General features: G+C 65.0%; 20 protein-coding genes. 12 read left to right on the top strand and 8 right to left on the bottom strand.

The genetic code is table 11. The annotated features are described in order from the left end of the window. Positions 1-107 precede the first annotated feature (107 nt). The 3 genes from LJ737_RS23130 (at position 108) to LJ737_RS23120 (ending at position 7947) form a co-directional block, all read left to right on the top strand. Positions 108-4511 carry a CusA/CzcA family heavy metal efflux RND transporter gene (locus LJ737_RS23130; protein WP_227769147.1) on the top strand — a complete coding sequence of 1468 codons (4404 nt, stop codon included), beginning with the start codon at positions 108-110 and terminating at the stop codon, positions 4509-4511. A 24-nt stretch (positions 4512-4535) separates the two neighbouring features. Next, a complete protein-coding gene (locus tag LJ737_RS23125) occupies positions 4536-5732 on the top strand; it encodes an efflux RND transporter periplasmic adaptor subunit (RefSeq protein WP_227769144.1) in 1197 nt (398 codons plus the stop codon). Positions 5733-5802: 70 nt separating this feature from the next. Further along, positions 5803-7947: a heavy metal translocating P-type ATPase gene (locus LJ737_RS23120; RefSeq protein ID WP_227769142.1), complete on the top strand. Its 2145-nt coding sequence runs from the start codon at positions 5803-5805 to the stop codon at positions 7945-7947. Between the two features lie 94 nt (positions 7948-8041). Here the strand turns inward: LJ737_RS23120 and LJ737_RS23115 are convergent, their stop codons facing one another. Further along, positions 8042-8296: a hypothetical protein gene (locus LJ737_RS23115; protein WP_227769141.1), complete on the bottom strand. Its 255-nt coding sequence runs from the start codon at positions 8294-8296 to the stop codon at positions 8042-8044. 1080 nt (positions 8297-9376) lie between these two features. On the opposite strand from LJ737_RS23115, the gene LJ737_RS23110 reads away from it, so the two are divergent. Next, positions 9377-9673, top strand: a complete 297-nt coding sequence (locus LJ737_RS23110; RefSeq protein WP_227769139.1) for a hypothetical protein — start codon at positions 9377-9379, stop codon at positions 9671-9673. On the opposite strand, the gene LJ737_RS23105 is transcribed toward LJ737_RS23110, so the two are convergent. After that, a complete protein-coding gene (locus LJ737_RS23105; RefSeq protein WP_227769138.1) occupies positions 9670-10572 on the bottom strand; it encodes a DUF3626 domain-containing protein in 903 nt (300 codons plus the stop codon). The two genes, LJ737_RS23110 and LJ737_RS23105, sit on opposite strands and share 4 nt — an antisense overlap. A gap of 610 nt (positions 10573-11182) precedes the next feature. Here LJ737_RS23105 and LJ737_RS23100 point away from each other — a divergent pair. The 5 genes from LJ737_RS23100 to arsB all read left to right on the top strand — a co-directional run bounded on the left by LJ737_RS23100 (position 11183) and on the right by arsB (position 14507). Beyond that, positions 11183-11533, top strand: coding sequence for an ArsR/SmtB family transcription factor (locus tag LJ737_RS23100; RefSeq protein WP_227769137.1), 351 nt, complete (start codon positions 11183-11185; stop codon positions 11531-11533). 51 nt (positions 11534-11584) lie between these two features. Beyond that, complete coding sequence (locus tag LJ737_RS23095; RefSeq protein WP_227769134.1) at positions 11585-12043, top strand: DUF6428 family protein; 459 nt, start codon at positions 11585-11587, stop codon at positions 12041-12043. Positions 12044-12115: 72 nt separating this feature from the next. Beyond that, on the top strand, positions 12116-12889 hold the full coding sequence (locus tag LJ737_RS23090) for a metallophosphoesterase family protein (RefSeq protein ID WP_183405458.1): 774 nt from the start codon (positions 12116-12118) through the stop codon (positions 12887-12889). 12 nt (positions 12890-12901) lie between these two features. Next, the gene (locus LJ737_RS23085; protein ID WP_110980500.1) at positions 12902-13396 is read left to right on the top strand and encodes a GNAT family N-acetyltransferase; all 495 of its coding nucleotides are present in this window, start codon (positions 12902-12904) and stop codon (positions 13394-13396) included. 13 nt (positions 13397-13409) lie between these two features. Next, positions 13410-14507: an ACR3 family arsenite efflux transporter gene (gene arsB / locus LJ737_RS23080; protein WP_227769133.1), complete on the top strand. Its 1098-nt coding sequence runs from the start codon at positions 13410-13412 to the stop codon at positions 14505-14507. A 56-nt stretch (positions 14508-14563) separates the two neighbouring features. On the opposite strand, the gene LJ737_RS23075 is transcribed toward arsB, so the two are convergent. From LJ737_RS23075 to LJ737_RS23065, 3 genes are read right to left on the bottom strand one after another with little or no spacing between them, the layout of a single operon-like run. Continuing rightward, a complete protein-coding gene (locus tag LJ737_RS23075; protein ID WP_110980498.1) occupies positions 14564-14812 on the bottom strand; it encodes a GDCCVxC domain-containing (seleno)protein in 249 nt (82 codons plus the stop codon). 11 nt (positions 14813-14823) lie between these two features. Continuing rightward, positions 14824-15450 carry a mercuric transport protein MerTP gene (gene merTP, locus LJ737_RS23070; RefSeq protein ID WP_110980497.1) on the bottom strand — a complete coding sequence of 209 codons (627 nt, stop codon included), beginning with the start codon at positions 15448-15450 and terminating at the stop codon, positions 14824-14826. Continuing rightward, complete coding sequence (locus tag LJ737_RS23065; RefSeq protein ID WP_227769131.1) at positions 15447-15734, bottom strand: ArsR/SmtB family transcription factor; 288 nt, start codon at positions 15732-15734, stop codon at positions 15447-15449. The genes merTP and LJ737_RS23065 overlap by 4 nt, the downstream gene beginning before the upstream one ends. Positions 15735-15758: 24 nt before the next feature. Here LJ737_RS23065 and LJ737_RS23060 point away from each other — a divergent pair, with 24 nt between their 5' ends. Continuing rightward, a complete protein-coding gene (locus tag LJ737_RS23060) occupies positions 15759-16028 on the top strand; it encodes a hypothetical protein (protein WP_227769126.1) in 270 nt (89 codons plus the stop codon). Between the two features lie 56 nt (positions 16029-16084). Here the strand turns inward: LJ737_RS23060 and LJ737_RS23055 are convergent, their stop codons facing one another. The 3 genes from LJ737_RS23055 to LJ737_RS23045 form a co-directional block, all read right to left on the bottom strand. Continuing rightward, complete coding sequence (locus LJ737_RS23055) at positions 16085-16249, bottom strand: hypothetical protein (RefSeq protein WP_162303730.1); 165 nt, start codon at positions 16247-16249, stop codon at positions 16085-16087. Between the two features lie 384 nt (positions 16250-16633). After that, on the bottom strand, positions 16634-19192 hold the full coding sequence (locus LJ737_RS23050) for a toprim domain-containing protein (protein ID WP_227769125.1): 2559 nt from the start codon (positions 19190-19192) through the stop codon (positions 16634-16636). A gap of 77 nt (positions 19193-19269) precedes the next feature. Next, positions 19270-19491, bottom strand: a complete 222-nt coding sequence (locus tag LJ737_RS23045) for a hypothetical protein (protein ID WP_227769124.1) — start codon at positions 19489-19491, stop codon at positions 19270-19272. Positions 19492-19904: 413 nt separating this feature from the next. On the opposite strand from LJ737_RS23045, the gene LJ737_RS23040 reads away from it, so the two are divergent. Together LJ737_RS23040 and LJ737_RS23035 are read left to right on the top strand one after the other, a co-directional pair. Further along, the gene (locus LJ737_RS23040; protein ID WP_227769123.1) at positions 19905-20588 is read left to right on the top strand and encodes a hypothetical protein; all 684 of its coding nucleotides are present in this window, start codon (positions 19905-19907) and stop codon (positions 20586-20588) included. A 57-nt stretch (positions 20589-20645) separates the two neighbouring features. Then, a partial coding sequence (locus tag LJ737_RS23035) for a hypothetical protein (RefSeq protein WP_227769121.1) occupies positions 20646-20880 on the top strand: 235 nt, incomplete at its 3' end.

Here is a 20880-nt window from a genome sequence, read left to right as displayed (position 1 = left end):
TATGCTCGTGGTAGCCATATGCCGCGAAAGTGCCGCGTGCTCCGCCGCCCTGGGCCGGGGCCAGCAGGTCGTGACCGAAGTGTTAGACCTAACCCCCACAGCAACGGATGTTTGACCGGCTGATTCATTTTTCCATTCATAACAAGCTCATCATCGGGCTGCTGACGCTGGCGCTGGTCGTCTGGGGCGGCTACTCGCTGAGTCGGCTGCCGATTGACGCGGTGCCCGACATCACCACCAACCAGGTCGTTGTCTACACGGTGGCCCCGTCGCTGGCCGCCGGCGACATCGAGCGCCTGGTGTCCTTTCCCGTCGAGCAGAGCGTGGCCACGATTCCCGGCCGCCAGGAAGTGCGCTCGTTTTCGCGCTTCGGCCTGTCGGTGGTCACCATCGTCTTCGAGGACCAGGTTGACATTTACTGGGCCCGCCAGCAGGTGGCCGAGCGCCTGCGCGAGGCGGAAAGCCAGATTCCGCCCAGCGTTGGCCGCCCCGAGCTGGCCCCCGTCAGCACCGGGCTGGGCGAGGTGTACCAGTACCTGGTGCGCGCCAAGCCCGGCTACGAGCAGCGCTACGACGCCCGCGAGCTGCGCACCATTCAGGACTGGATAGTGCGGCGCCAGCTGCTGGGCACGCCCGGCGTGGCCGACGTCGCCAGCTTCGGCGGCCAGCTCAAGCAGTACGAAGTCCGGTTGGACCCGGCGCGCCTGCGCGCGTTGAACGTCACCACCGAGCAGGTGTACCAGGCCGTGGCCGCCAACAACCAGAACGCCGGCGGGGCCTACCTGGACCAGAAGCCCACGGCCTACTTTATCCGCACCGAGGGCTTGGCTGAAAATGCCGCCGACCTGGGCAACATCGTTGTGCGCACCACCCAGGGCGGGCTGCCCGTGCTCGTGCGCGACGTGGCCGACGTGCGCGTGGGCTCGGCGGTGCGCTACGGGGCCATGACCCGCAACGACGAGGGAGAGGTCACCGGCGGCATCGTCCTCATGCTCAAAGGGGCCAACGCCAACGAGGTCATCCAGGCCGTGAAGCAGCGGATGCAGACCGTGCGCAAGTCCTTGCCCGAAGGCGTCACCATCGACGTGTACCTGGACCGCTCCGACTTGGTGGGCCGTGCCATCAGTACCGTGAAAACCAACCTGATTGAGGGCGCGCTCATCGTCATCTTCGTGCTGGTGCTCTTCCTCGGCAACTGGCGGGCCGGCCTGGTGGTGGCCTCGGTCATTCCGCTGGCCATGCTCTTTGCCATCGGCCTGATGCGCTTGTTCGGCGTGTCGGGCAACCTGCTCTCGCTCGGCGCCATCGACTTCGGCCTGGTGGTGGACGGGGCCGTTATCATCGTCGAAGCCATCGTGCACCGCCTGCACGGCGGGCAGCTGCAGGTGCCGGCGGGCCGCCTGAATGCCGCCCAGATGGACGAGGAAACCTACCACGCGGCCAGCAAGATTCGTTCCTCCGCCGCCTTTGGGGAAATCATCATCCTGATTGTGTACCTGCCCCTGTTGGCCTTGGCCGGCATTGAGGGCAAGATGTTTCGCCCCATGGCTGAAACCGTGGCTTTTGCCATCATCGGCGCCTTCATCCTCTCCCTGACCTACGTACCGATGATGTCGGCGCTGGTGCTGAGCCGCTCCACGGCCAGCACGCGCACGTTCTCCGACCGCATGATGGGCTGGCTCGAAGCCCGCTACCGCCCGGTGCTGGCGTGGGCGCTGCGCCGCCAGGCCCTGGTGCTGGGCTCGGCCGCCGTACTGTTTGCCGGGGCGCTGCTGCTGTTCCGCACCCTGGGCGGGGAGTTCATCCCGCAGCTCTCGGAAGGCGACTTTGCCGTGGAGATGCGCACGCTCACCGGCTCCTCGCTGAGCTACACCATCGACAAAAGCCAGCAGGCCGCCGCCATTCTGCAGCGGCAGTTTCCCGAAGTCAAGGAGGTGGTCACCAAAATCGGCGCCGCCGAAATTCCCACCGACCCCATGCCGGTGGAAGGCGGCGACCTGATGGTTATCCTGGAGAAAGACCCGCGCAAGTGGACCTCGGCCCGCACCCAGGAAGAGCTGGCCGAACAGATGGCCGAGGCGCTGCGCGTGATTCCGGGCATGACTTTCGGCTTCCAGCAGCCCATCCAGATGCGCTTCAACGAGCTCATCAGCGGCGCCAAGCAGGACGTGGTGCTCAAAATCTACGGCGAAGACCTGCAGCTGCTGGGAGCCTACGCCCAGCGCGCGGCCCGCCTGGTCCGGCAGGTGGAAGGGGCCGAAGACGTGTACGTGGAGCAGGTCACCGGCCTGCCGCAAATCGTGGTCAAGCTCGACCGCAACCGACTGGCCCGCTTCGGCCTGAACGCCGAGGACGTGAACCGCACCGTGCAAACCGCCTTCGCCGGCCAGACCGCCGGCCAGCTCTTCGAGCAGGAGCGGCGGTTCGACGTGGTGCTGCGCCTGGCCCCGGAGCTGCGCCAGAACATCAATAACGTGCGGCAGCTGCTGGTGGCCACGCCCCGCGGCGAGCAGATACCGCTGGAACAGGTGGCCACGGTAGACCTGCAGGAGGGCCCCAACCAAATTCAGCGCGACGACGCCAAGCGCCGCATCACGGTGGCCTTCAACGTGCGGGGCCGCGACGTGGAAAGCGTCGTGCGGGAGCTGCAGGGCAAGGTCGATGCGCAGCTGCCGCTGGCCCCGGGCTACTACACCACCTACGGCGGGCAGTTCGAGAACCTGCGCCAGGCCACCGAGCGCCTGGGCATCGCCGTGCCCGTGGCCCTGCTGTTGATTTTTGTGCTCCTGTTCTTCACGTTCCGGTCGCTGAAGCAGTCGGTGCTGATTTTTACGGCCATTCCGCTCTCGGCCATCGGCGGGGTGCTGGCCCTGTGGCTGCGGGGCATGCCCTTCAGCATTTCCGCCGGGGTCGGCTTCATTGCCCTGTTCGGGGTGGCCGTGCTCAACGGCATCGTGCTCATCGGCTATTTCAACCAGCTCAAAGCCGAAGGCCGCCAAAACCTCTACCAGCGCATTCTGGAAGGCACGCAGGTGCGCCTGCGCCCGGTGCTGATGACGGCCACGGTGGCCTCGCTGGGTTTTCTGCCCATGGCCCTGTCGCAATCGGCGGGGGCCGAAGTGCAACGGCCGCTGGCCACCGTCGTGATTGGCGGCTTGGTCACGGCCACCCTGCTGACCTTGCTGGTGCTGCCGGTGCTCTACGCGTGGTCCGAGCGCATCGCCCAGCCGGCCGAAAAGCCAACGCCGGCCCCGGTCCTGCCGGCTTCCCTGGTCCTGTTCCTGGGCTTGCTGGGCTTGCTTGGCGGGGTGCTGACGGGCCCGCCAGCGCGGGCCCAAGGTTCCCTAACGGCCACCCAGGCCGTCAGCCAAGCCCTGCAAGCTAATGGCACGGTGCAGGCTGCGCAACGCGCGTTGGAAGCCCAGCAGGCCCTGCGCCGCACGGCCTACGACGTGGGCCGCACCACCCTCGTCGGCACGTACGGCTCCATCAATTCGCCCCAGCCCGACAACGTGGTGAGCATTGGGCAGTCGCTGGCGCTGCCCGGGTACTACCGCGCGCAGGCCGGCCTGAGCCAGGCGCAGGTTGCGGGGCGGGAGCAGCAGCTGGCACAGGTACAAGCCGAGTTGCGCCGGCAAGTGCGCCGCAGCTACGAGCAGGCGGTCTACGCCCGCCACCGCCTGCGCACCCTGCGCGGGCAGGACAGCATCTATTCCGAGTTTCTGCGGGCAGCGCAGTTGCGGTTTAAAACCGGCGAGGTGAACCGACTGGAACCGGCCAACGCCATCATCCAGCAGGGCGAAACCCAGAACCTGCTGGCCCAGAGTCGCGCCGACCTGGTGGTGGCCCAACGGCAACTGCAGGCGCTGCTGCAGGCCCCGCAGGCGATTACCGTCGCCGACAGCACCCTGCAGTTACTGCCCCCTCCCCCCGCCGACACCGCCCGCTTGGCGGCCACGCCCCAGGCCCGAGCCCTGCAGCAGCAGATAGCCGAGCGACGGGCTGAAACGCGGCTGGAACGGGCCCGGGGCCTGCCCGAGGTAAGCGTGGGCTATACGAACCAGTCGCTGCGCGGCGTCTACGAGGAAGGCGGCCGCCCCGTGACCTACGGGCCCGGGGACCGGTTCCACAGCGTGCAGGCTGGGGTGGCCCTTCCGTTGGTGCGGGGGCCGCAGCGCGCCCGCGTGCAGGCGGCCCAGCTGCAGGAGCAGGTGGCCGCGGCCACCTACCAGCGCTACCGAGCCGAAGCGGCGGCCCAGCTGGACGAGCTCCGCACGCGCCTGCAGGAGCAGCAGCGGCGCGTGCGGTTTTACGAGCAAACGGCCTTGCCCCAGGCCGCCGCGATTGTCCGGCTAAGCCAGCTCTCCTACAAAGCCGGCGAAACCACCTATTCCGAGTTGCTGCTCAACCTGGAGCGCGCCCTGAGCGTGCGCACGGCCTACCTCGATGCCGTGCTGCAGCACAACCAGACCGTCATTGACCTGGATTACCTGCTCGGCGCCGCCCAGTAATCCTTATCCTTCGGACTTTTTCTCATGAATAAAATAGCATCCCTGTTGCTGCTGCTGAGCCTGTCGCTGGCCGGCTGCAGCAAGGAAAAACCTGAATCCGCCGACGCGGAAAGCACCGACGCCCGGAAAACAGAAGCGGGCGAGGCCTCGGCCGGAAACGCCGACGAAGCGGCCGAAGCCTCGGATGTAGTGACGCTCTCGCCGGCGGAGCAACAGGCCGGCGGCCTGAAAACCGGGCGCGTGAGCACCCGGGCGATGGGCGCGGGCCTGGCCGTAAACGGCACGCTGGACGTGCCGCCGGAAAGCGCCGTGTCCATTACGGCGCCGCTGGGCGGCTACGTGCAAAGCACCGAGCTGCTGCAGGGTACCCGCGTGCGCAAGGGCGAAGCCCTGGCCGTGCTGCGCAACCCCGAATTTGTCACCCTGCAGAAGGAGTACCTGGAGCTGCGCAGCCGCCTGAAGTTTGCCAACGCCGAGCTGGCCCGCCAGCGCGAGCTCTACCAGCAGGAAGTGGCACCGCTCAAAAACTACCAGCGGGCCCAGGCCGAAGCGGAAGCCCTGCAGGTGCAAACGGCCGCGCAGGCCGCGCAGCTGCGCATCGCCGGGCTGCCGGTGGGCGGAGCCATCACCACCACGGCCACCCTGCGGGCGCCGCGGGCGGGCTTCGTGCGGGCCGTGAACGTGACGGTGGGCCAGAGCGTGACGGCCACCGAGCCCCTGTTTGAAATCGTGGACCCCGAGCACCTGCACGTGGAATTGGTCGTCTTCGAGAAGGACGTGGCCCGGGTGCAGAAAGGGCAGTTGATACGCTTCACGCTGGCCAGTGACTCCGCCGACTCCCGCCGCGAGCGAACCGCCCGGGTATACCTGGTGGGCAAGGCCATCGGCGAGGACCGCACCGTGCGCGTGCACGGCCACCTCGACCAGGAAAACGACCCCGCCCTGCTGCCGGGCCTGTACGTGCGGGCCACCATCGAAACCGGCCGCTCCGACGCCACGGCCCTGCCCAATGCCGCCCTGGTGCGCTTTGAGGGCAACAACTACGCCTTTGCCGTAGAGGCGCCCGGCCGCTACCGGATGGTGCCCGTGACGCTGGGCCGCAGCGAAGACGACTACACCGAAGTCACCCTGCCGGAAACCGTGCCGGCGACAACCACCTTCGTTACGGACGGGGCCTACTCGCTGCTGGCCAAACTGAAAAACGCCGAAGAGGAAGAGTAGCCGCTTCGCCTGGCGTACGGCCCCTCCCGGCCACCGTTCTTGTTTATTCATCCCACACGCGTATTCTCCAATGCCTGACCCTGCTTCCCCCGATACCAACGACGAGCTCAACACCGCCAAGCAGGTGAATCTCGAAAACGTGGGCGCGCTCAGCCGCGACCAGCTCACCCCCGACGCGGCTGCGGAGCCCGAAGGCCACGATGTGCCCGGCCACGACCACCGCGCCCCGCACCGCCCCCCCGGCAAGCGGGTGGTGAACCTGGCCGGCCAGCCCGTCATCGCCTCCCCCGCGGCTGCCCGCAACCAGCAGGAGGACAACGCGGACGTTAACCCGTATCTGCTGCCGGGCATCAGCCTGCTGCTGCTGCTGGCCGGCATCGCCCTGGACTATTACCGGGTGGGGTTCTTCGCCGGCTACGTGCGGCTGGCCTGGTACGCCGTGGCCTTTCTGCTGGTGGGCTGGAAAGTCATTCGCTCGGCGCTGCAGAGCATTCCGTCGGGCAATGTCTTCAACGAGTTTCTGCTCATGAGCCTGGCCACGCTCGGCGCCTTTGCCATCGGGGAGTACCCGGAAGGCGTGGCCGTGATGCTGTTCTACACCGTGGGCGAGCTGTTCCAGGACGCGGCCGTGAACCGGGCCAAGCGCAGCATCCGGGCATTGCTGGAAATTCAAGCCACCGAAGTCACGGTCTTGCGCGACGGGCAGGCCGTGGTGCTCGACCCCAAGCAGGTGGCGGTGGGCGACACCATTGAGGTGAAGCCCGGCGAGAAAGTGGCCCTCGACGGTACGTTGGTCCAAGGCCCGGCCTCGCTGAACACCGCTGCCCTGACCGGCGAATCGGTCCCCCAGACCAAGCAGGCGGGCGAGCCGGTGCTCGCGGGCATGGTCAACCTCGAATCGCTGATTCAGGTCGCCGTAACGGCTGGCTACCAGGACACCAAGCTGGCCAAAATCCTGGCCTTGGTGCAGGACGCGGTGGGGCGCAAGGCCAAGACCCAGCAGTTCATCACCAAGTTTGCCAAGACCTACACGCCCATCGTGGTGCTGCTGGCCGCGCTGCTCGTGGCTGTTCCCTACTTCGTGGTCGAGGACTACGCGTTTCGCGACTGGCTTTACCGGGCCCTGGTGTTCCTGGTTATTTCCTGCCCCTGTGCGCTGGTGGTGAGCATCCCGCTGGGCTATTTCGGCGGCATCGGCGCCGCTTCCAGGGCGGGCATTCTCTTCAAGGGTTCTAACTTTCTGGACGCGATGCGCGAGCTGGACACCGTGGTCATGGACAAAACGGGTACCCTCACCCAGGGCGTGTTTGCTGTGCAGCAGGTGCAGCCCGCGCCCGGCACGGCACCAGAGCAGCTGCTGCGCCTGCTGGGGGCGCTGGAAACTAAGTCGACCCACCCCATTGCCAAGGCCGTGGTCACGCACGTGGGCGCCGCCGCGGCTGGCGTGGCAGTGGAAAACGTGGAAGAAATTGCCGGCCATGGCCTGCGCGGCCGGGTGGACGGGCGCGACGTACTGGCCGGCAACACCAAGCTGCTCGCCAAATTCGGTGTGGCCTATCCGCCCGAGGTGGACCAGGTAGTGGACAGCATCGTGGTGGCCGCCGTCAACGGGCAGTACGCCGGCTACCTGACCGTGGCCGACGCCCCGAAGGAGGACGCGGCCCGCGCCGTGCAGGAGTTGAAAGCCGATGGCATCACGAAGCTGGTCATGCTCTCCGGCGACAAGGACAGCATCGTGCAGCGGGTGGCCACTACGTTGGGCATCCCCGAAGCCCACGGCGGGCTGCTGCCCGAAGACAAGGCCCGCTACGTGCAGCAGTATAAGGACGCGGGCCATAAACTGGCCTTCGTGGGCGATGGGGTGAACGATGCGCCCGTGGTGGCCCTGGCCGACGTGGGCATTGCCATGGGCGGCCTGGGCTCGGACGCCACCATTGAAACGGCCGACGTCGTCATTCAAACCGACCACCCCAGCAAGATTGCCACGGCCCGGCGCATTGCCCGCGCCACGCATACGGTGGTGTGGCAGAATATCTGGCTGGCCTTTGCCGTGAAAGGTGTGGTGCTGGCCCTGGGCGCCGGCGGCGTGGCCACGATGTGGGAAGCCGTGTTTGCCGACGTAGGCGTGGCCCTGCTGGCTATTCTCAACGCTTGGCGCATCCAGCGCATGAACTTCACCGACTCAACCGGGGCGCCGGCAACGGCCCACCAGTAGTCGCCTACCTCGTTCAGTTGGAACAGCCCCGCAGAGCCGGCCAGGTGCAAACTTGGCTGCGCGAGCAAGGACAGCGCGTTAACCGGGGCCCCGCTCACGGTCGTTGCGGCCGGCGAGCCCGTTGGGGGCGCTGCGGCGCGGCCACCGGTACCGGTGCCGCCACTACTTCGCGCACCACGGAAAAGCTGTAGGTAGTCACCTGTTTGCCGGGCTGCGCCAGCAGGGCCGGAGCGCCAGCCACCGGCTCCAGGGGCCGCGTGACTTCGCGGTACAGTTGCACGCCACGGTAAGCGGCATAAAAGGCCCCGGCCAACAAGGCCAGCAGGGCAGTGCAGAGGGCAATCTTCATGCGGTTCATGCTATTCGCAGGTAGAAATTACGGGCATCAGGCGCCCGGTTGTGGGGTGAGAAACAGGGTTGGGGAGGCCCGCGTTAAAGCGTGTCGCCGGCGGTAAATAGCCCCGCATCACCGCGCCGGACCGGCAACAGGGTAATAAGGGCGACAGGTGTCGGGAGGTGGGTCAGAAGCATGGCCCCGCGGGGAGGGTGCGGGCAAAGGTGGCGCCGGGCCGCGAACGGTTCATCTGATACAGCTCTAGCCGCAATCGACTGTCTGGCAGCTTTTTGCCTGAATTTGCGGCCGTATTCGCACGAAAAACCCAGCGGCAACGGCGGCTGCCGGCACCGTGAAGCAGGGGGAGAAGACACAACCCGGTCAGGCGGATGTGCCAGGGCCAGCGGACTGGTCGGCGGGGCAGAAGAGGGGGAGCGTTTCATCGCTGCAAACCTGCTGCCCGCTGCTCGTCAGAAAAAGGACACAAAAAGCGTATTCGTTACTTGCAATTGGTACCAACGCCAAACGCCCATGTCCCTCCACGATACTTCCCAAATTGCCTGTGAGTACTGCCGGCGAAAGTTTGTTCCCAAGAAGCGGTGGGTGCAGAAATACTGCGGCAGCCCCTGCCGCGTGGCGGCCTGTAACCAACGGGCCGGGCGGGCACATCCACTCGAAAGTCAATCCGCGGGCAAGGCCCGTCGCCGAAAGGAGCGGGGCCGTACGCCCTCGGCCGTGGCGGACAAGCCGCTTGTGGCAGGCCATGAAGCCATCCTGGCAGCCTTGGAGCAGCTCACGGAGCGCGTAGCAGCCATGGAACAAGGGCAGCAGCAGCTCCTGGCTTTCCTTCGCACCCGGCTCTGAGCTATCAGGCAGCACGGAATACGAAAAAGCCGCTCCGGTGAGGGAGCGGCTTACGCGTTGGGAGGCAAACGGCCAATCTACCCGCATACCGCGGTTGGGCCGGCGCGGCGCTCCGCCGGCTGGCGGGCGCGCTCAAAACCGCGGGCTTACGTATAACTTTGCTTAGCCGGTACCGGTCAGTTTAGGATGAAAGCATTGGGTTTTGACGACAGCGTTTTCCCGCCCCTGCGCGTGGACTCCACGCATCCGCAGTACCCCCTGGGCCTGGGGGAGGAAGTGGAGTGGTTTGCCGAACCGGTGCTACTCGGCCATTTCGCCACTGCGCCCGCTGTTCCATTGCTGGCCCTGGGGCTCAGCAATGCCATTCGCCCCGCGGCTTTCGCCGCACTGGTCGTGCAGGTAGCAGGCGAAGCCGGCCCGCCCATGCTGTGGGCCAAGCTGCTAAAATTCGGCCAGCCCTTCCCGTTCACAACGAACGAGGCCGGCCTGGCCGAACTTTACCGGCGCTACGGGTTACGGCAGGGTTAGGTACCGAACTCTCGGACATCAATGCCCGCTGCCCGGCAACGGTCGCAAACGTCCGGCGGGACATCTTGCAGTTGCTTGGTCAAGAGGCAGTCAATGTCGGCCAAGCCAACGCCCCCGTGGTACTGAGCCTCCACGTAGCGGAACTCCAGCTCCTGCATGGTAGTGGCAGTCACCATTCTGCCCAGAAAGCACCGTACGTAGCCTGACACGTTCGGAATCAGCGCCGTGACCGGCAGATTGGTGTAGGCGGCCGGGACCACGGCCCTGTCGAGGGTATCGGTAATAGACAGCGTCGTGCGGCTGAGCATATGCGGCCGGAGCCGCAAAGCAAAACGTCCGTACTGCTCTACTTCCGCGGGTTCATACCCAACGGTCGTGAGGTAACCGTACACCGGTCGTAAGCGCGGGTCCAATTCCAAATCGTAGCCGAACAGCTCCGCTTCCAGTTCCGCCCGCACATGCGGGGCGTAGGCCCCGCCGGACGTTTGGGTTTCGAATTGGGTCTGCAGGCGCTGAACGTTCAGGATTTGCCGCAACACTTGCTGCTGGTGCGCCAAGGGCAACGCGTTGCCGATGCGCAGCTGTGGCTGAGCCATTGCCAGAATACGCCGGACGTTAGCCGCCGCCCGCGCCAAGTCGTCTGCCAAGGCCTGCGGGGTAGTCAACGACTGAAGTTTACCCCGAACGGCCAGGTCCCAGTGCTTGGCTTGCTGCTCTACGTGGAGCCTGACATGCGGCAGCAACTGCGACTCCAGCGCCGGCGCCGGGCTCGCATTCACATCCGCGACCGGAGTCGGCGGTAAGGCTAGGGTATCAGAAGGGCAACGCTGAACAGCTTCTGGATGAGTTTCGCCCGTGCGGGCGGCGTTGAGTACTGGTGTTTCATGTTCGTTCTTCAATGAATGATGGAGGATTTTTTGGTTGCCGCAGCGAGGTATGGTTGTGTCGCCTTGGCGGGGTGGAACCTTGCGGTTCCGGTTATTGCCGACCCGGTGCGGTAAGGCAACGGGCCGGCTTGGGCTCGGACGCAGGTCCGAACAGGTTTCTACCTAGGAATACGTAAAAACCGGCTCTGCTTGTAATTCGGCCAGGAAATGCCGGTGAGCAACACGTCCACCAGAGGGCCGACCGAGCGCACATGGAGGCCCCCTTTGCCGCTGGCAGGGGGCCAGCTGGCGCGCGTGGTTGAGGATGTAGAAGCGAGCTTTCATGAAGGTTATATCAGTAAATAGGGCGGGGTTTGCCCAGGCGTCGAAAAAAATCCAAGTTTCTTAGTTAATGCATTGATTATTAGATAAATAAAATTATTTCCTTCGTCACAATCAATTGACTGTAAGCGGCGCGGGTGCTGGAGTTTGCGCGCCTTGGTTCCGACCACCTCACCAAGCGCTTGTAGGCGCCTGCGGCTGAATGCATGTAGTTGGCAGTGAAAAAAAGTTGAAAAAAACTTTATGACGTAAACATGCGTCATATTATGTCGTATATTTGCAACATACTTCACAGCCTGCCATGACCTACGCCAAAACCGCCGCCTTTACCGAAGAGCAACAACAGCTGGCCCGCGTGGCGAAGGCGCTGGCGCACCCGGCCCGCGTGGCCATCATTCAATTGCTTGCCTCCAAGCAGACGTGCATTTCCGGCGACATCGCCGCCGAGCTGCCGCTCTCGCGCACCACGGTTTCGCAGCACCTGCAGGAGCTCAAGGCCCTGGACCTCATCCGCGGGGAAATCGACGGGCTGACGGTGTGCTACTGCCTTAACACCGAGCTGCTGCAGCAGGTGCAGCAGCTGTTCACGGCCTTCTTCATTGAAGCTACTGCCAGCCCGGCCTGCGGGCCCGCGGATGCGTGTAGCTGCTGATTCCGCGCTGCTGCCCTTTTCCTTCACATTCATAACCCAACCGCTGTACCCATGAACATCGCCGAAATGAAGCAGTCCCTTGCCGGACTCGACGCCGTGAACTTTCGCCTGCCCGACGGCACCTACCTGCCGGCGCACTTCCACGTGACGGAAGTGGGCCTGGTGAGCAAGCATTTCATCGACTGCGGCGGCGTCGAGCGCCGCGAAACCGTCGCCAACTTCCAGCTTTGGGAAACCGGCGACTACGACCACCGCCTGGCGCCCCAGAAGTTTCTGCATATCCTGAAGCTGTCGGAAAAGATTCTCGGCCGCGAGGACCTCGACATCGAGGTCGAATACCAGCAAGCCACCATCGGCAAGTTCGGCCTGGCCTTCGATGGCACCGATTTCGTGCTCACGCCCAAGCACACCGCCTGCCTGGCCCAGGAGGCCTGTGGCATTCCGGCCCAGGACCTGGCCCTGCCCCAACTGCAGGTAGCCGGCTGCACGCCGGGTGGCGGGTGCTGCTAACGGATTCAGCGGCGCAGCCCTCCCGGGCGGCGCCGTTTCTCTGTTCCCTTCTTCCCCTCTTTTCTCTCTTCCATGACAATTGCCTTTTTCTCCGACGTGCACGGCAACCTGCCGGCCCTGGAAGCGGTGCTGGCCGATATGGACCGGCGCCGCCCGGACATGATTTTTTGCCTGGGTGACTTAGTGGGTTACGCCCCCTGGCCGAATGAAGTGGTCAACGAGGTCCGCCGGCGGGGCATCCCCACGCTGGCCGGCAACTACGACCAGGGCATTGGCCTGGCCAGCGAGAACTGCGGCTGCGCCTACAAAACGGACACGGAGAAAGACCTGGGCGCCCAGAGCATTGCCTTTACCAACCAGGTGGTCGGGGCCGATGAGCGGCGCTACCTGCGCTACCTGCCCAAGCACATGCGCCTGGACTTTCAGGAAGAGCCCTGCACGCTGAGTTTGCTGATGGTGCACGGCTCACCCCGCAAAATCAACGAGTACCTGTTCGAGGACCGGCCCGAAGCCAGCTTCCTGCGCGTGCTGCAGGAAGCCCAGGCCGACATCCTGCTGTTTGGACACACCCACAAGCCCTATCACCGCACCTTCGCCTACGAACACGCGGGCGAAACCCGCTACCGGCACGCGCTCAACATCGGCTCGGTGGGCAAGCCCAAAGACGGCGACCCACGCGCCGCCTACCAACTGCTGCACCTGGACGAGCACACCATCCTGACGGACCCCGGCAGCGTGCGCTCGGAGCTGGTGCGCGTGGAATACGACGTGGAGAAAGCCGCGCTGGCGGTGGAGGCCTCGCCGCTGCCCAACGAGTACGCCGACATGCTGCGCAAAGCCTACTAACCCGTTTCTGCCATGACCATTATCCCGATGACGGACGCCCACTGGCCGGCGGTGAAGGCCATTTACGAAGCCGGCATGGCGACCGGTAATGCCACGTTTGAAACCCAGGCGCCGGCTTGGGAAGCCTGGGACAAAGCCCACCTGGACCATAGCCGTCTGGTGGCCGTGGACGAGGCCGGCACGGTGCGGGGCTGGGCGGCGCTCTCGCCCGTGTCGAGCCGCTGCGTGTACGGCGGCGTGGCCGAAATCAGCATCTACATTGCTGCCGGGGCCCGCGGGCAGGGCGTGGGCCGGCAACTGCTGCAGGCCTTGATTGCGGATTCGGAAGCGCACGGCATCTGGACGCTGCAGGCCGGCACCTTCGAGGAAAACCACGCCAGCATCGGCCTGCACACGCAGGCGGGGTTCCGCATCATTGGCTACCGCGAGCGAATTGGCCAGCACCACGGCGTGTGGCGCAACACGGTGCAAATGGAGCGGCGCAGCCCAACCGTAGGCGTTGCGTAAGACAGCTATTTTTATGACGACGCTGAATCAACCGTTACCCGCCGCTCCGGCCCCCGCCGCCCTGGCCGAGAAAAAGCTCTCGGGCCTGGACCGGGGCCTGACGCTGTGGATATTCCTGGCCATGGCGCTGGGCGTGGCGTTGGGCTACTTCGTGCCCGGCATGAACGAGGCGGTGAACTACTTCTCCGTGGGCACCGTGAACGTGCCGCTGGCCCTGGGCCTGATGCTGATGATGTACCCACCCCTGGCCAAGGTGAAGTACGAAGAGCTGCCCAAGGTCTTCCGGAACACGCGCATCATCGGGCTGTCCTTGTTTTTGAACTGGATACTCGGGCCGCTGCTCATGTTCTTGCTGGCCGTCTGGCTGCTGCCCGACAAGCCCGCGTACATGATGGGGCTGATTCTGATTGGCATTGCCCGCTGCATTGCCATGGTGCTGGTGTGGAACGACCTGGCCAATGGCTCCCGCGAGTACGCGGCAGGGCTGGTGGCGCTGAATTCCATCTTTCAGGTGCTGTTCTACTCGGTGCTGGCCTGGCTCTTCATCACCGTGCTGCCCTCCTTCTTTGGCCTGAAGGGCTACGCCGTGCACATCGGCATCGGAGACATCGCGCAGAGCGTGCTCATCTACCTTGGCATCCCGTTTGCCGCGGGCTTCCTTTCTCGCACCCTCCTGCGCCGCCTGAAGGGCAACGACTGGTATGAGCAGGTGTACCTCCCGGCCATTAGCCCGATTACGCTCGTGGCGCTGCTGCTGACCATCGTCATCATGTTCAGCCTCAAAGGCGAAACCATCGTGCAGGTGCCGCTCGACGTGCTGCGCATTGCCCTGCCGCTGGCTTTGTACTTCGGCATCATGTTCGTGCTCAGCTTCGCGGCGGGCAAGTACCTGGGGGCGGGCTACGCGGAGAATGCCAGCATCGCCTTCACGGCCACGGGCAACAACTTCGAGCTGGCCATTGCCGTGGCCATCGGGGTGTTTGGGCTGAATTCGGGCCAGGCGTTTGCGGGCGTGATTGGGCCGCTTATCGAAGTGCCGGCGCTGATTGCCTTGGTCAACCTGGCCTTCTGGTTCCAGCGGCGCTGGTATGGCGGGAACCACGTGGCCTAGCCCGCATAAGGGGCCGCGTAGCAGCAGCAAAGCGCGAAAGAAACCGCTGCAGGTAGTTAGCAACAGCCGCACGCGCCATTACCCTGCACCTGAACAGGGGGGCAGGGCACTGTGCCGTAGGAGCAGTACACGCAGCAGTCGCCGGTTAATGGCTTGAGCACCGTGTGACAGCCCGGGCACTCGTAGAAGTACTGACAGGCATCGGTGGGCATCTGCTCGGCTTGCTGGCGCTGGCACACCGGGCAAGTGAGCACGGAGGTCAGCGTGACGGGGAGCGGGGGAGTGTCGGACGTGAGGGGAATCATAATCGAAACACTTAACGGGAAGATGTGGGATTCAGCACCGAATAGCCGGTGCCGATAATGGCCTGCTCCACTTGGGCCACGGACGTGACGGCGGCATTGAAGCGCACTTGGGCCGTGCCCCGTTCATACGACACCTGCACGCTCTGCACGCCCGGCAGCTGCTGCACGTCGTGCTCTACGTGGCGGGCGCAAGCCTCGCACGTCATGCCCCCAATGCGGTAAGAACTGGTCTGCCAAAGGGCCGCGCTGATGGCCACCACCGGTTTGGGCGTAGCCGACGGGTAGAATTGGGCGCCGTAGTAAGGGAAGGCCAATAACAACCCGGCCAGCGCGGTGATAACGCCCAGAAAGCCCCGCGACTGCATCGGGGAGGACTTGGCTGGCACAGTGCAGCCGCAGTCAGCGGCGGCGGCGGGGCGGTGCCGCAGCTGTTGATACCAGGCGAAGCCCAGCACCCCCAACGTCAGCGCCACCAGGTAGGGACGCAGGGGCTCCAGCCACGAAAAGGTTGAGACCACGCCGCCCAGACCGCCGACAATTGCCAGCAACGGGGTAATGCAGCACAGCGAGGCCGCCAGCGCCGCCAGCAGGCCGGTTCCCGCCAAGGACTTGGTGGAAGTCGAAGCAGGTTGTTTCATGATACAGAGGCAGTAAGAGGGATTGAAACAGAAGCCAGCAGGGGCTCCACCAAGGGCCGCAGGGCGGGCGTCAACGTATAGAACACGGTCTGGCCGACTTTACGCGCCTGCACCACGCCGCCGTCCTTGAGCTTGCGCAGGTGCTGGGAAATGGCCGACACATTCATCTGCAGCACGTCGGCCAAGTCACACACGCAGAGTTGCTGCTGGTCGAGCAGCAGGAACAGCATCTTCAGGCGCACCTCGTTGCCGGCCAGGGCCAGCACCGCCGCGATGGATTCCAAGCCCGGCGCGGCCGCGGCCAGCCGTTGCTTGCCGTGTTCAATGTGCGCGGCATCAGCAAAGACCCGAATGCAGGAAGTGGCCATAACGCTATTTTTTCGCTAAGTTACTGTTTTCTTATTAAAGCAAACGCTAAAATAAGTAATAAAAAGAGAGCAGAAGTCGCCTACTCCTTTCTTATCAACACATCGGATGGCTTAGCAGCAACCGAACGTATTATTGCCGCAGCAGGTGCCGTCGGCGCAGCAATCATCGGGTTCGTTGTTCATGACAATCGAGTGATTAAGGTGAGGTAAGCCGTACCAACTTAGTACGCCCCATAGACGACCGACCTGAAAAAAGACGCTGCTCGCTAGCAGGCGAAAAACAAATACCGCCCCCGCACCACCTTCAGGCCCCGCACCAACCGGCATTCAGCGCGCATAAACAGACGCAGCACCAGGCAGCCGTGCTCGTCCACCAGCAGCAGGCTCAGCTCCCGGTGTAAGTGTGCGTAGCCTTTGTGCAAACGTCCCATGCACGAAAATTATACGCCGATGGGCAATGTTCTTGGCATGACCGGGCAGCAGGCGTTTAGCTGTCCGTTGCCCTGGCTCACTTGCTGATGGACTCCCGCCACTCGTCGTGGCAGGCGCCCAACGTAGCCAGGTCAATCCTACCGGCAATGTACTGGGCATGTAGCTCTGCCAGCCATGCAGGCTCCTGATAGGGCCCCTGGCTGCGGGTAATACCCAGGGACTGATTGACAATATGCTCACGCTCTTCCCGGGTTTGTTCGCGCGGGCCAAACTGAGGGGTGGGGGATAGGGGCGTGTCCATACCGACTCAACACGCAAAGCGCGAAAGAGTATCCAAGCAAGCCCCATTCCTTCTGGGTTCAGGTCATGATGCCCCTACGGGGCTAGCGCGTTAGTTCGGCGCGGTTACTGCCGGCTTCGAGGGACTGCTGTCTGCGGGCCGTTTCCTGCCGCTCGACCCGGTGGCTGGCGTGTTCCACCACCTCGCTGCCCGGCTGCGCCGCCACGGCATCCAGGGCCCGGCTAACCTGCGCCGCATCCGGTTGGTCGGTGCGGTAGGAAACTTTAATTTCCGAGTGACGCATGCCCTGCCCGTCGGTGGTGCTTTGCACCTCGCTGGCCTTGGCCCCGCTGGCTACCAGCGCCTCCTTCACGGCTTCGGCTTGCCCGCGGGCCCCATCCGGCGGTGCTACTTCGTCCACGCGGACGAGTACCTGGCGCTCCACGCCCGCTCCATCCCCCGACCCGGTTTGCGCCGCTTCGCCGGCGGCCTGCTCACGCGTGGGTCCGGTGCGCGGCTGCAGGGTCGCACCAGCGGCCGCCTGCTGCCGCTCCACCCGGTCCTGTTCGCTTTCGGTGACGCTGACGCCCACGTACTTTTCATTGCCGGCCGCGGCCCGCGCGTTGGTGTTGGTCACGATGGCGTGAATCAGCGCGATTTCGGGCTGCTCGTTGCGGTAGTACATATCGAACTCAGCCCGGCGGATACCCTGCTCATCCACCGTGCTGCGGATGGCGCTGGTGCGGATATACCCGTCGCTTTCCAGCACGGCCTGCCAAGCTTCGGCCCGGCCCGTGGTATGGGGCGCCAGTTCATCCACCCGCCAAGTAGCCACCTTATCAACCCCAGGGTGGTCAGGCGCTTGCGCAACCACTGCCACGGCAGGTGCTCTGGGTGCCGGTGCAGCCGTCAGCTCTTCCTCGCTGGCGCGGCGCCCAGTAGGCGGCGGGTTGTCGTTCATCCAATCCTTAAGTAACACCACCCCAGCCTCTTTGAGGTGGGTGAATTGGGCAGTCTGCTCCTGAGCCTCTTGCTCGCTGCGGTAGGAACGGGTTGGCCGCGGTTCCGCCTCAGTTACAGCTGCTCCGAACACGGCTTGGCTAAAACGCTTATCGTCCCGCTCACGCTCCTGCTGCGCTTCGGGCGTGTTTTCCCGCTCGCGCTGGGCCTGGCGCTCCAAGGCCCGCTGTTCGCGCTCCTGGCGCTGGGCTTCGGCCAGCCGCTGCTGCCGCTCCGACTCGCGCTGCTGCTCTTCGCGCTGGGCTGCGGCCCGGATTTGCTCGGCGCTCAGGCCCTGGTTGGTATACTCCAGCTCTTTGTTGAAGTCCTTGGCCAGCGGGTAGTCCACCCGCAGAAAGCTTTCCTGCTGCCGCTCGACCGCGGTGCGCAGCTGCTCCCGCTGCCGGTACAGCTCCTGGGCCACGACTTCCAGCTGGGCCGTGTCGGCGCGGGCCACCGTGAGGCGCACAATGGTGGCCTGCTCGGTGCTGCGCTGCACTTCCACGGCGAGCGACGGACCGTCCTGCTGGGTCTGGTTGATGTGCTCCACCCGCTCGCGCAGCTGCTGCACCTGGCCCCCGCCTTGCTCGGCCGAGTCGTGGTGAAAGGTCACCTTCAGGCTGGTGTGGTACTTGTCGCTGGTGGCGTGCCACTCCACCGGCCGGGAGGCCTCGCGGTAGGCTTCCTGCTCGGCGACGGGCACCATCGGCCTAGCCGGCTGCAGCTCGTTGAGGTAATTGATGTTGAACTGCCGGCCGCCGGCGTCGCGGTCGTTGGCAAGCACTACCTCGCGGGGCTGCTGCTTGTCGATAACCCGCTGAATCAAGGCTACCTGCGCCTCGGTGGGCGTGCCGCTGGTGGCAATGTAGAGCGTGTTCTTCGGGTCCTGCGCGTGCTTGAGCTGGAAGTGAGACAACGAGTCGATGGCCGACTCGCTGACTACCACGCGCTCCACCGGGGTGTCTTTGCCCTCAGTGGGGTGGGATACCCAGATGCCGTTTTTGGGCAGCGGCAGCAGGCTTTTGTAGTGCTCGTTCTTCTGCTCGACGCTGGCCAGGCCATGCTCGTTGTAGAGGGGGAAAGCCGTGTTTTTGTGCTCGTTCTGCTGCGCGGTAAAAATGCGGCCCTGAAACGCGGGGTTGTCCAGCGTCTCGTCGGTAATGCCGCGGCCGTGCAGGTAGCTGCGGTCGGTTAGCTCCTTCTTCACGCCCAGCACCTCGGAAATCAGCCGGGTGCGGCGCTCTTCTTCCGCCTGCCGGTCCCGCTCCGGGTCGCCCACGGGCAGGCTGCTCAGGCGGGCCGTGTCCGGCGGGGTGGCGTATTGAGTCGGACACTGGCGTGCCGGGGCAGGGGCGCCGTCGAGGTACTCGCGCAGTTGCTGGCGCACCTGACCCAGGTTGAGGCCGTGGCCGTTGCCGCCCCGGGTTTTGGCAAAGTCGATGATGGAGCCCGCGTCGCGGTCGTCCCCGGTGTTCAGGTACACCTGGTGGTCGCCCTTGCGGGTGACGATGACGTGCTCGTCGTCTTTGACCAGGTGGTGCCAGTCGCCGCGGCGACTTTCCTTCTTGATGGTGTAGCCCTGGCGCTGGGCGTAGTCCACCAGGTCTATGTCGCGCTTGAAGCGGTCGAGTTCGGAGGGGTCGTTTTCCCGGGGTGCGTTCATGGGGTGGGGAGTGGAGCCGGACAGCGCCGGCTCCTCCCGCCCCCGAATCGGGCGTGAGAAGGAAAGCTATCCGGGGGTTAGGTGGTGGGCGGGGTGCCGGCGGCCCGCTGGGCGGCCGCGTCGAAGAAGGCCAGCTGCTCGCGGAATTGTGCTAGAAGCTCCGCGCTGCCGAACACGTACTGGTTGGCGCCGCTGCCGATGTCGATGCGCACGATGTCGGTGGGCACGCCCAGGGCACGCAGCACGCGCTGCACCAGCCGCGGCTCGTCGCGCTTGAGCTTGCCGTTTTTCAGGTTCACGACGTTGGTATAGGTCAGGCCATGCTGGGCGCAAAAAGAGGTTAAATCGCCTTGAGCAAGGGCTTTTAGCCGGAGCTGGACGTAGCGCAGGCACTCGCTGTAGGGCGCGGATAGGCTTAAATCAGGAAACCCCAAAGGGGCGGAAACGTGGTCGGAGGGTACCATGCGAAGGGGGCTCACTGCTGGAGGCAGTGGGGGTGAAGTATCGGAGAGATTCCCCAAAGGACGCATATCGGGCTTAGAAGCCGCACCGCCTTCGTGGAAAAACTCAAATCTTCTGCCCAATTACCGGTCAGGTACCCGCATGGGCAGGGGCCTGCTTCGCCGGTAGCCGCATCATACGACTAAACAATTTTTAGGTTTTTACTAACTTTTCACTAACACATTAACGCGTCCTGCCGTAAGGGGGCGGTATGCGTTCGGGAATACTCTTACTGGTGGTTGTCTTGGCCCTGGCCGCGCTGGCGGCCCTGCTCTGGTGGCGGTTCAGGGGCGGCGGCATGCCGGCGGCTCCGGCCGCGACGGCCACCCGCAACCATCATTCCCTGCGCACCTTTCACTACCAGCCCGCCGGCGCTACTCCCCAAACCGCGGTTCCCGCGGCCGCGGCTGACGCCGCCGCGGCGCTGGCCAGTCTGCTGCCCCCGGAAGACCTGGAGGTAGCGGAAGCAGCGCAGCCGGCCGAAGCCGGGGTCGCGGCCGCCGGCTCAGCCGACGGCGCGGAATCTATCCCTGCAGAAGCCACGGAAGCCGCAGAAGCTACTGCTGAACCGACTGCCGATGACGCGCCGCGGCCGGCTTCCATTCGCCACGCGGCCGGGGCCGTTGCCGTGCTGCTGGACGCAGTAGATGAAGCGCCCGCAATGGCGCCACCGCCGGTACCAGACCCGGATGAGGAGCCGGCCGAAGCCCTGTTTCACAACCCCATCACCGCGCCGGCGCCCACGGCCAACGACCAGGCCAACCGCGCGGCCGAAATCGCCCTGCGCCAGCAGCGGCGAGCCCGCATGAGCAAGGACGCAGCGGCCCAGCGGGCGGCCCTCACCGGGCTGTTTCCCGGCGCCGGCAGCCCCGTGCCCTCCGCCAAACCCTCCTAACTGCCACACCTGCTTTTCGGGGAGATAAGCGCCCCGTTTTCACCCAACCTCCTTCCTATGCTAACCAACCTTCTTTACCGGGCCCGTACCCACGCCGCAACGGCAACCGAAGCATTGCACACGCTGGCCGCGGCCAGCCACACTTACCAGCCGTCCAAAGCCGAGCAGCGCGTCGCGGCCCTGCTCACCACCCTAGCCCTGGCCACCAGCCCGGCCCGCGCCCAGCTGGGCGGCGGGGGCGCCGCGGCCGCCCTCGAAGGCGTGCAGGAAACCGTCGTGGGCATCGTGCAGG

Origin of the sequence: Hymenobacter sp. 15J16-1T3B (assembly GCF_020711235.1) — a bacterium.
GTDB lineage: Bacteria > Bacteroidota > Bacteroidia > Cytophagales > Hymenobacteraceae > Solirubrum.
The sequence above is the reverse complement of the archived record's forward strand: the minus strand, read 5'-3'. Positions and strand labels throughout refer to the sequence as shown.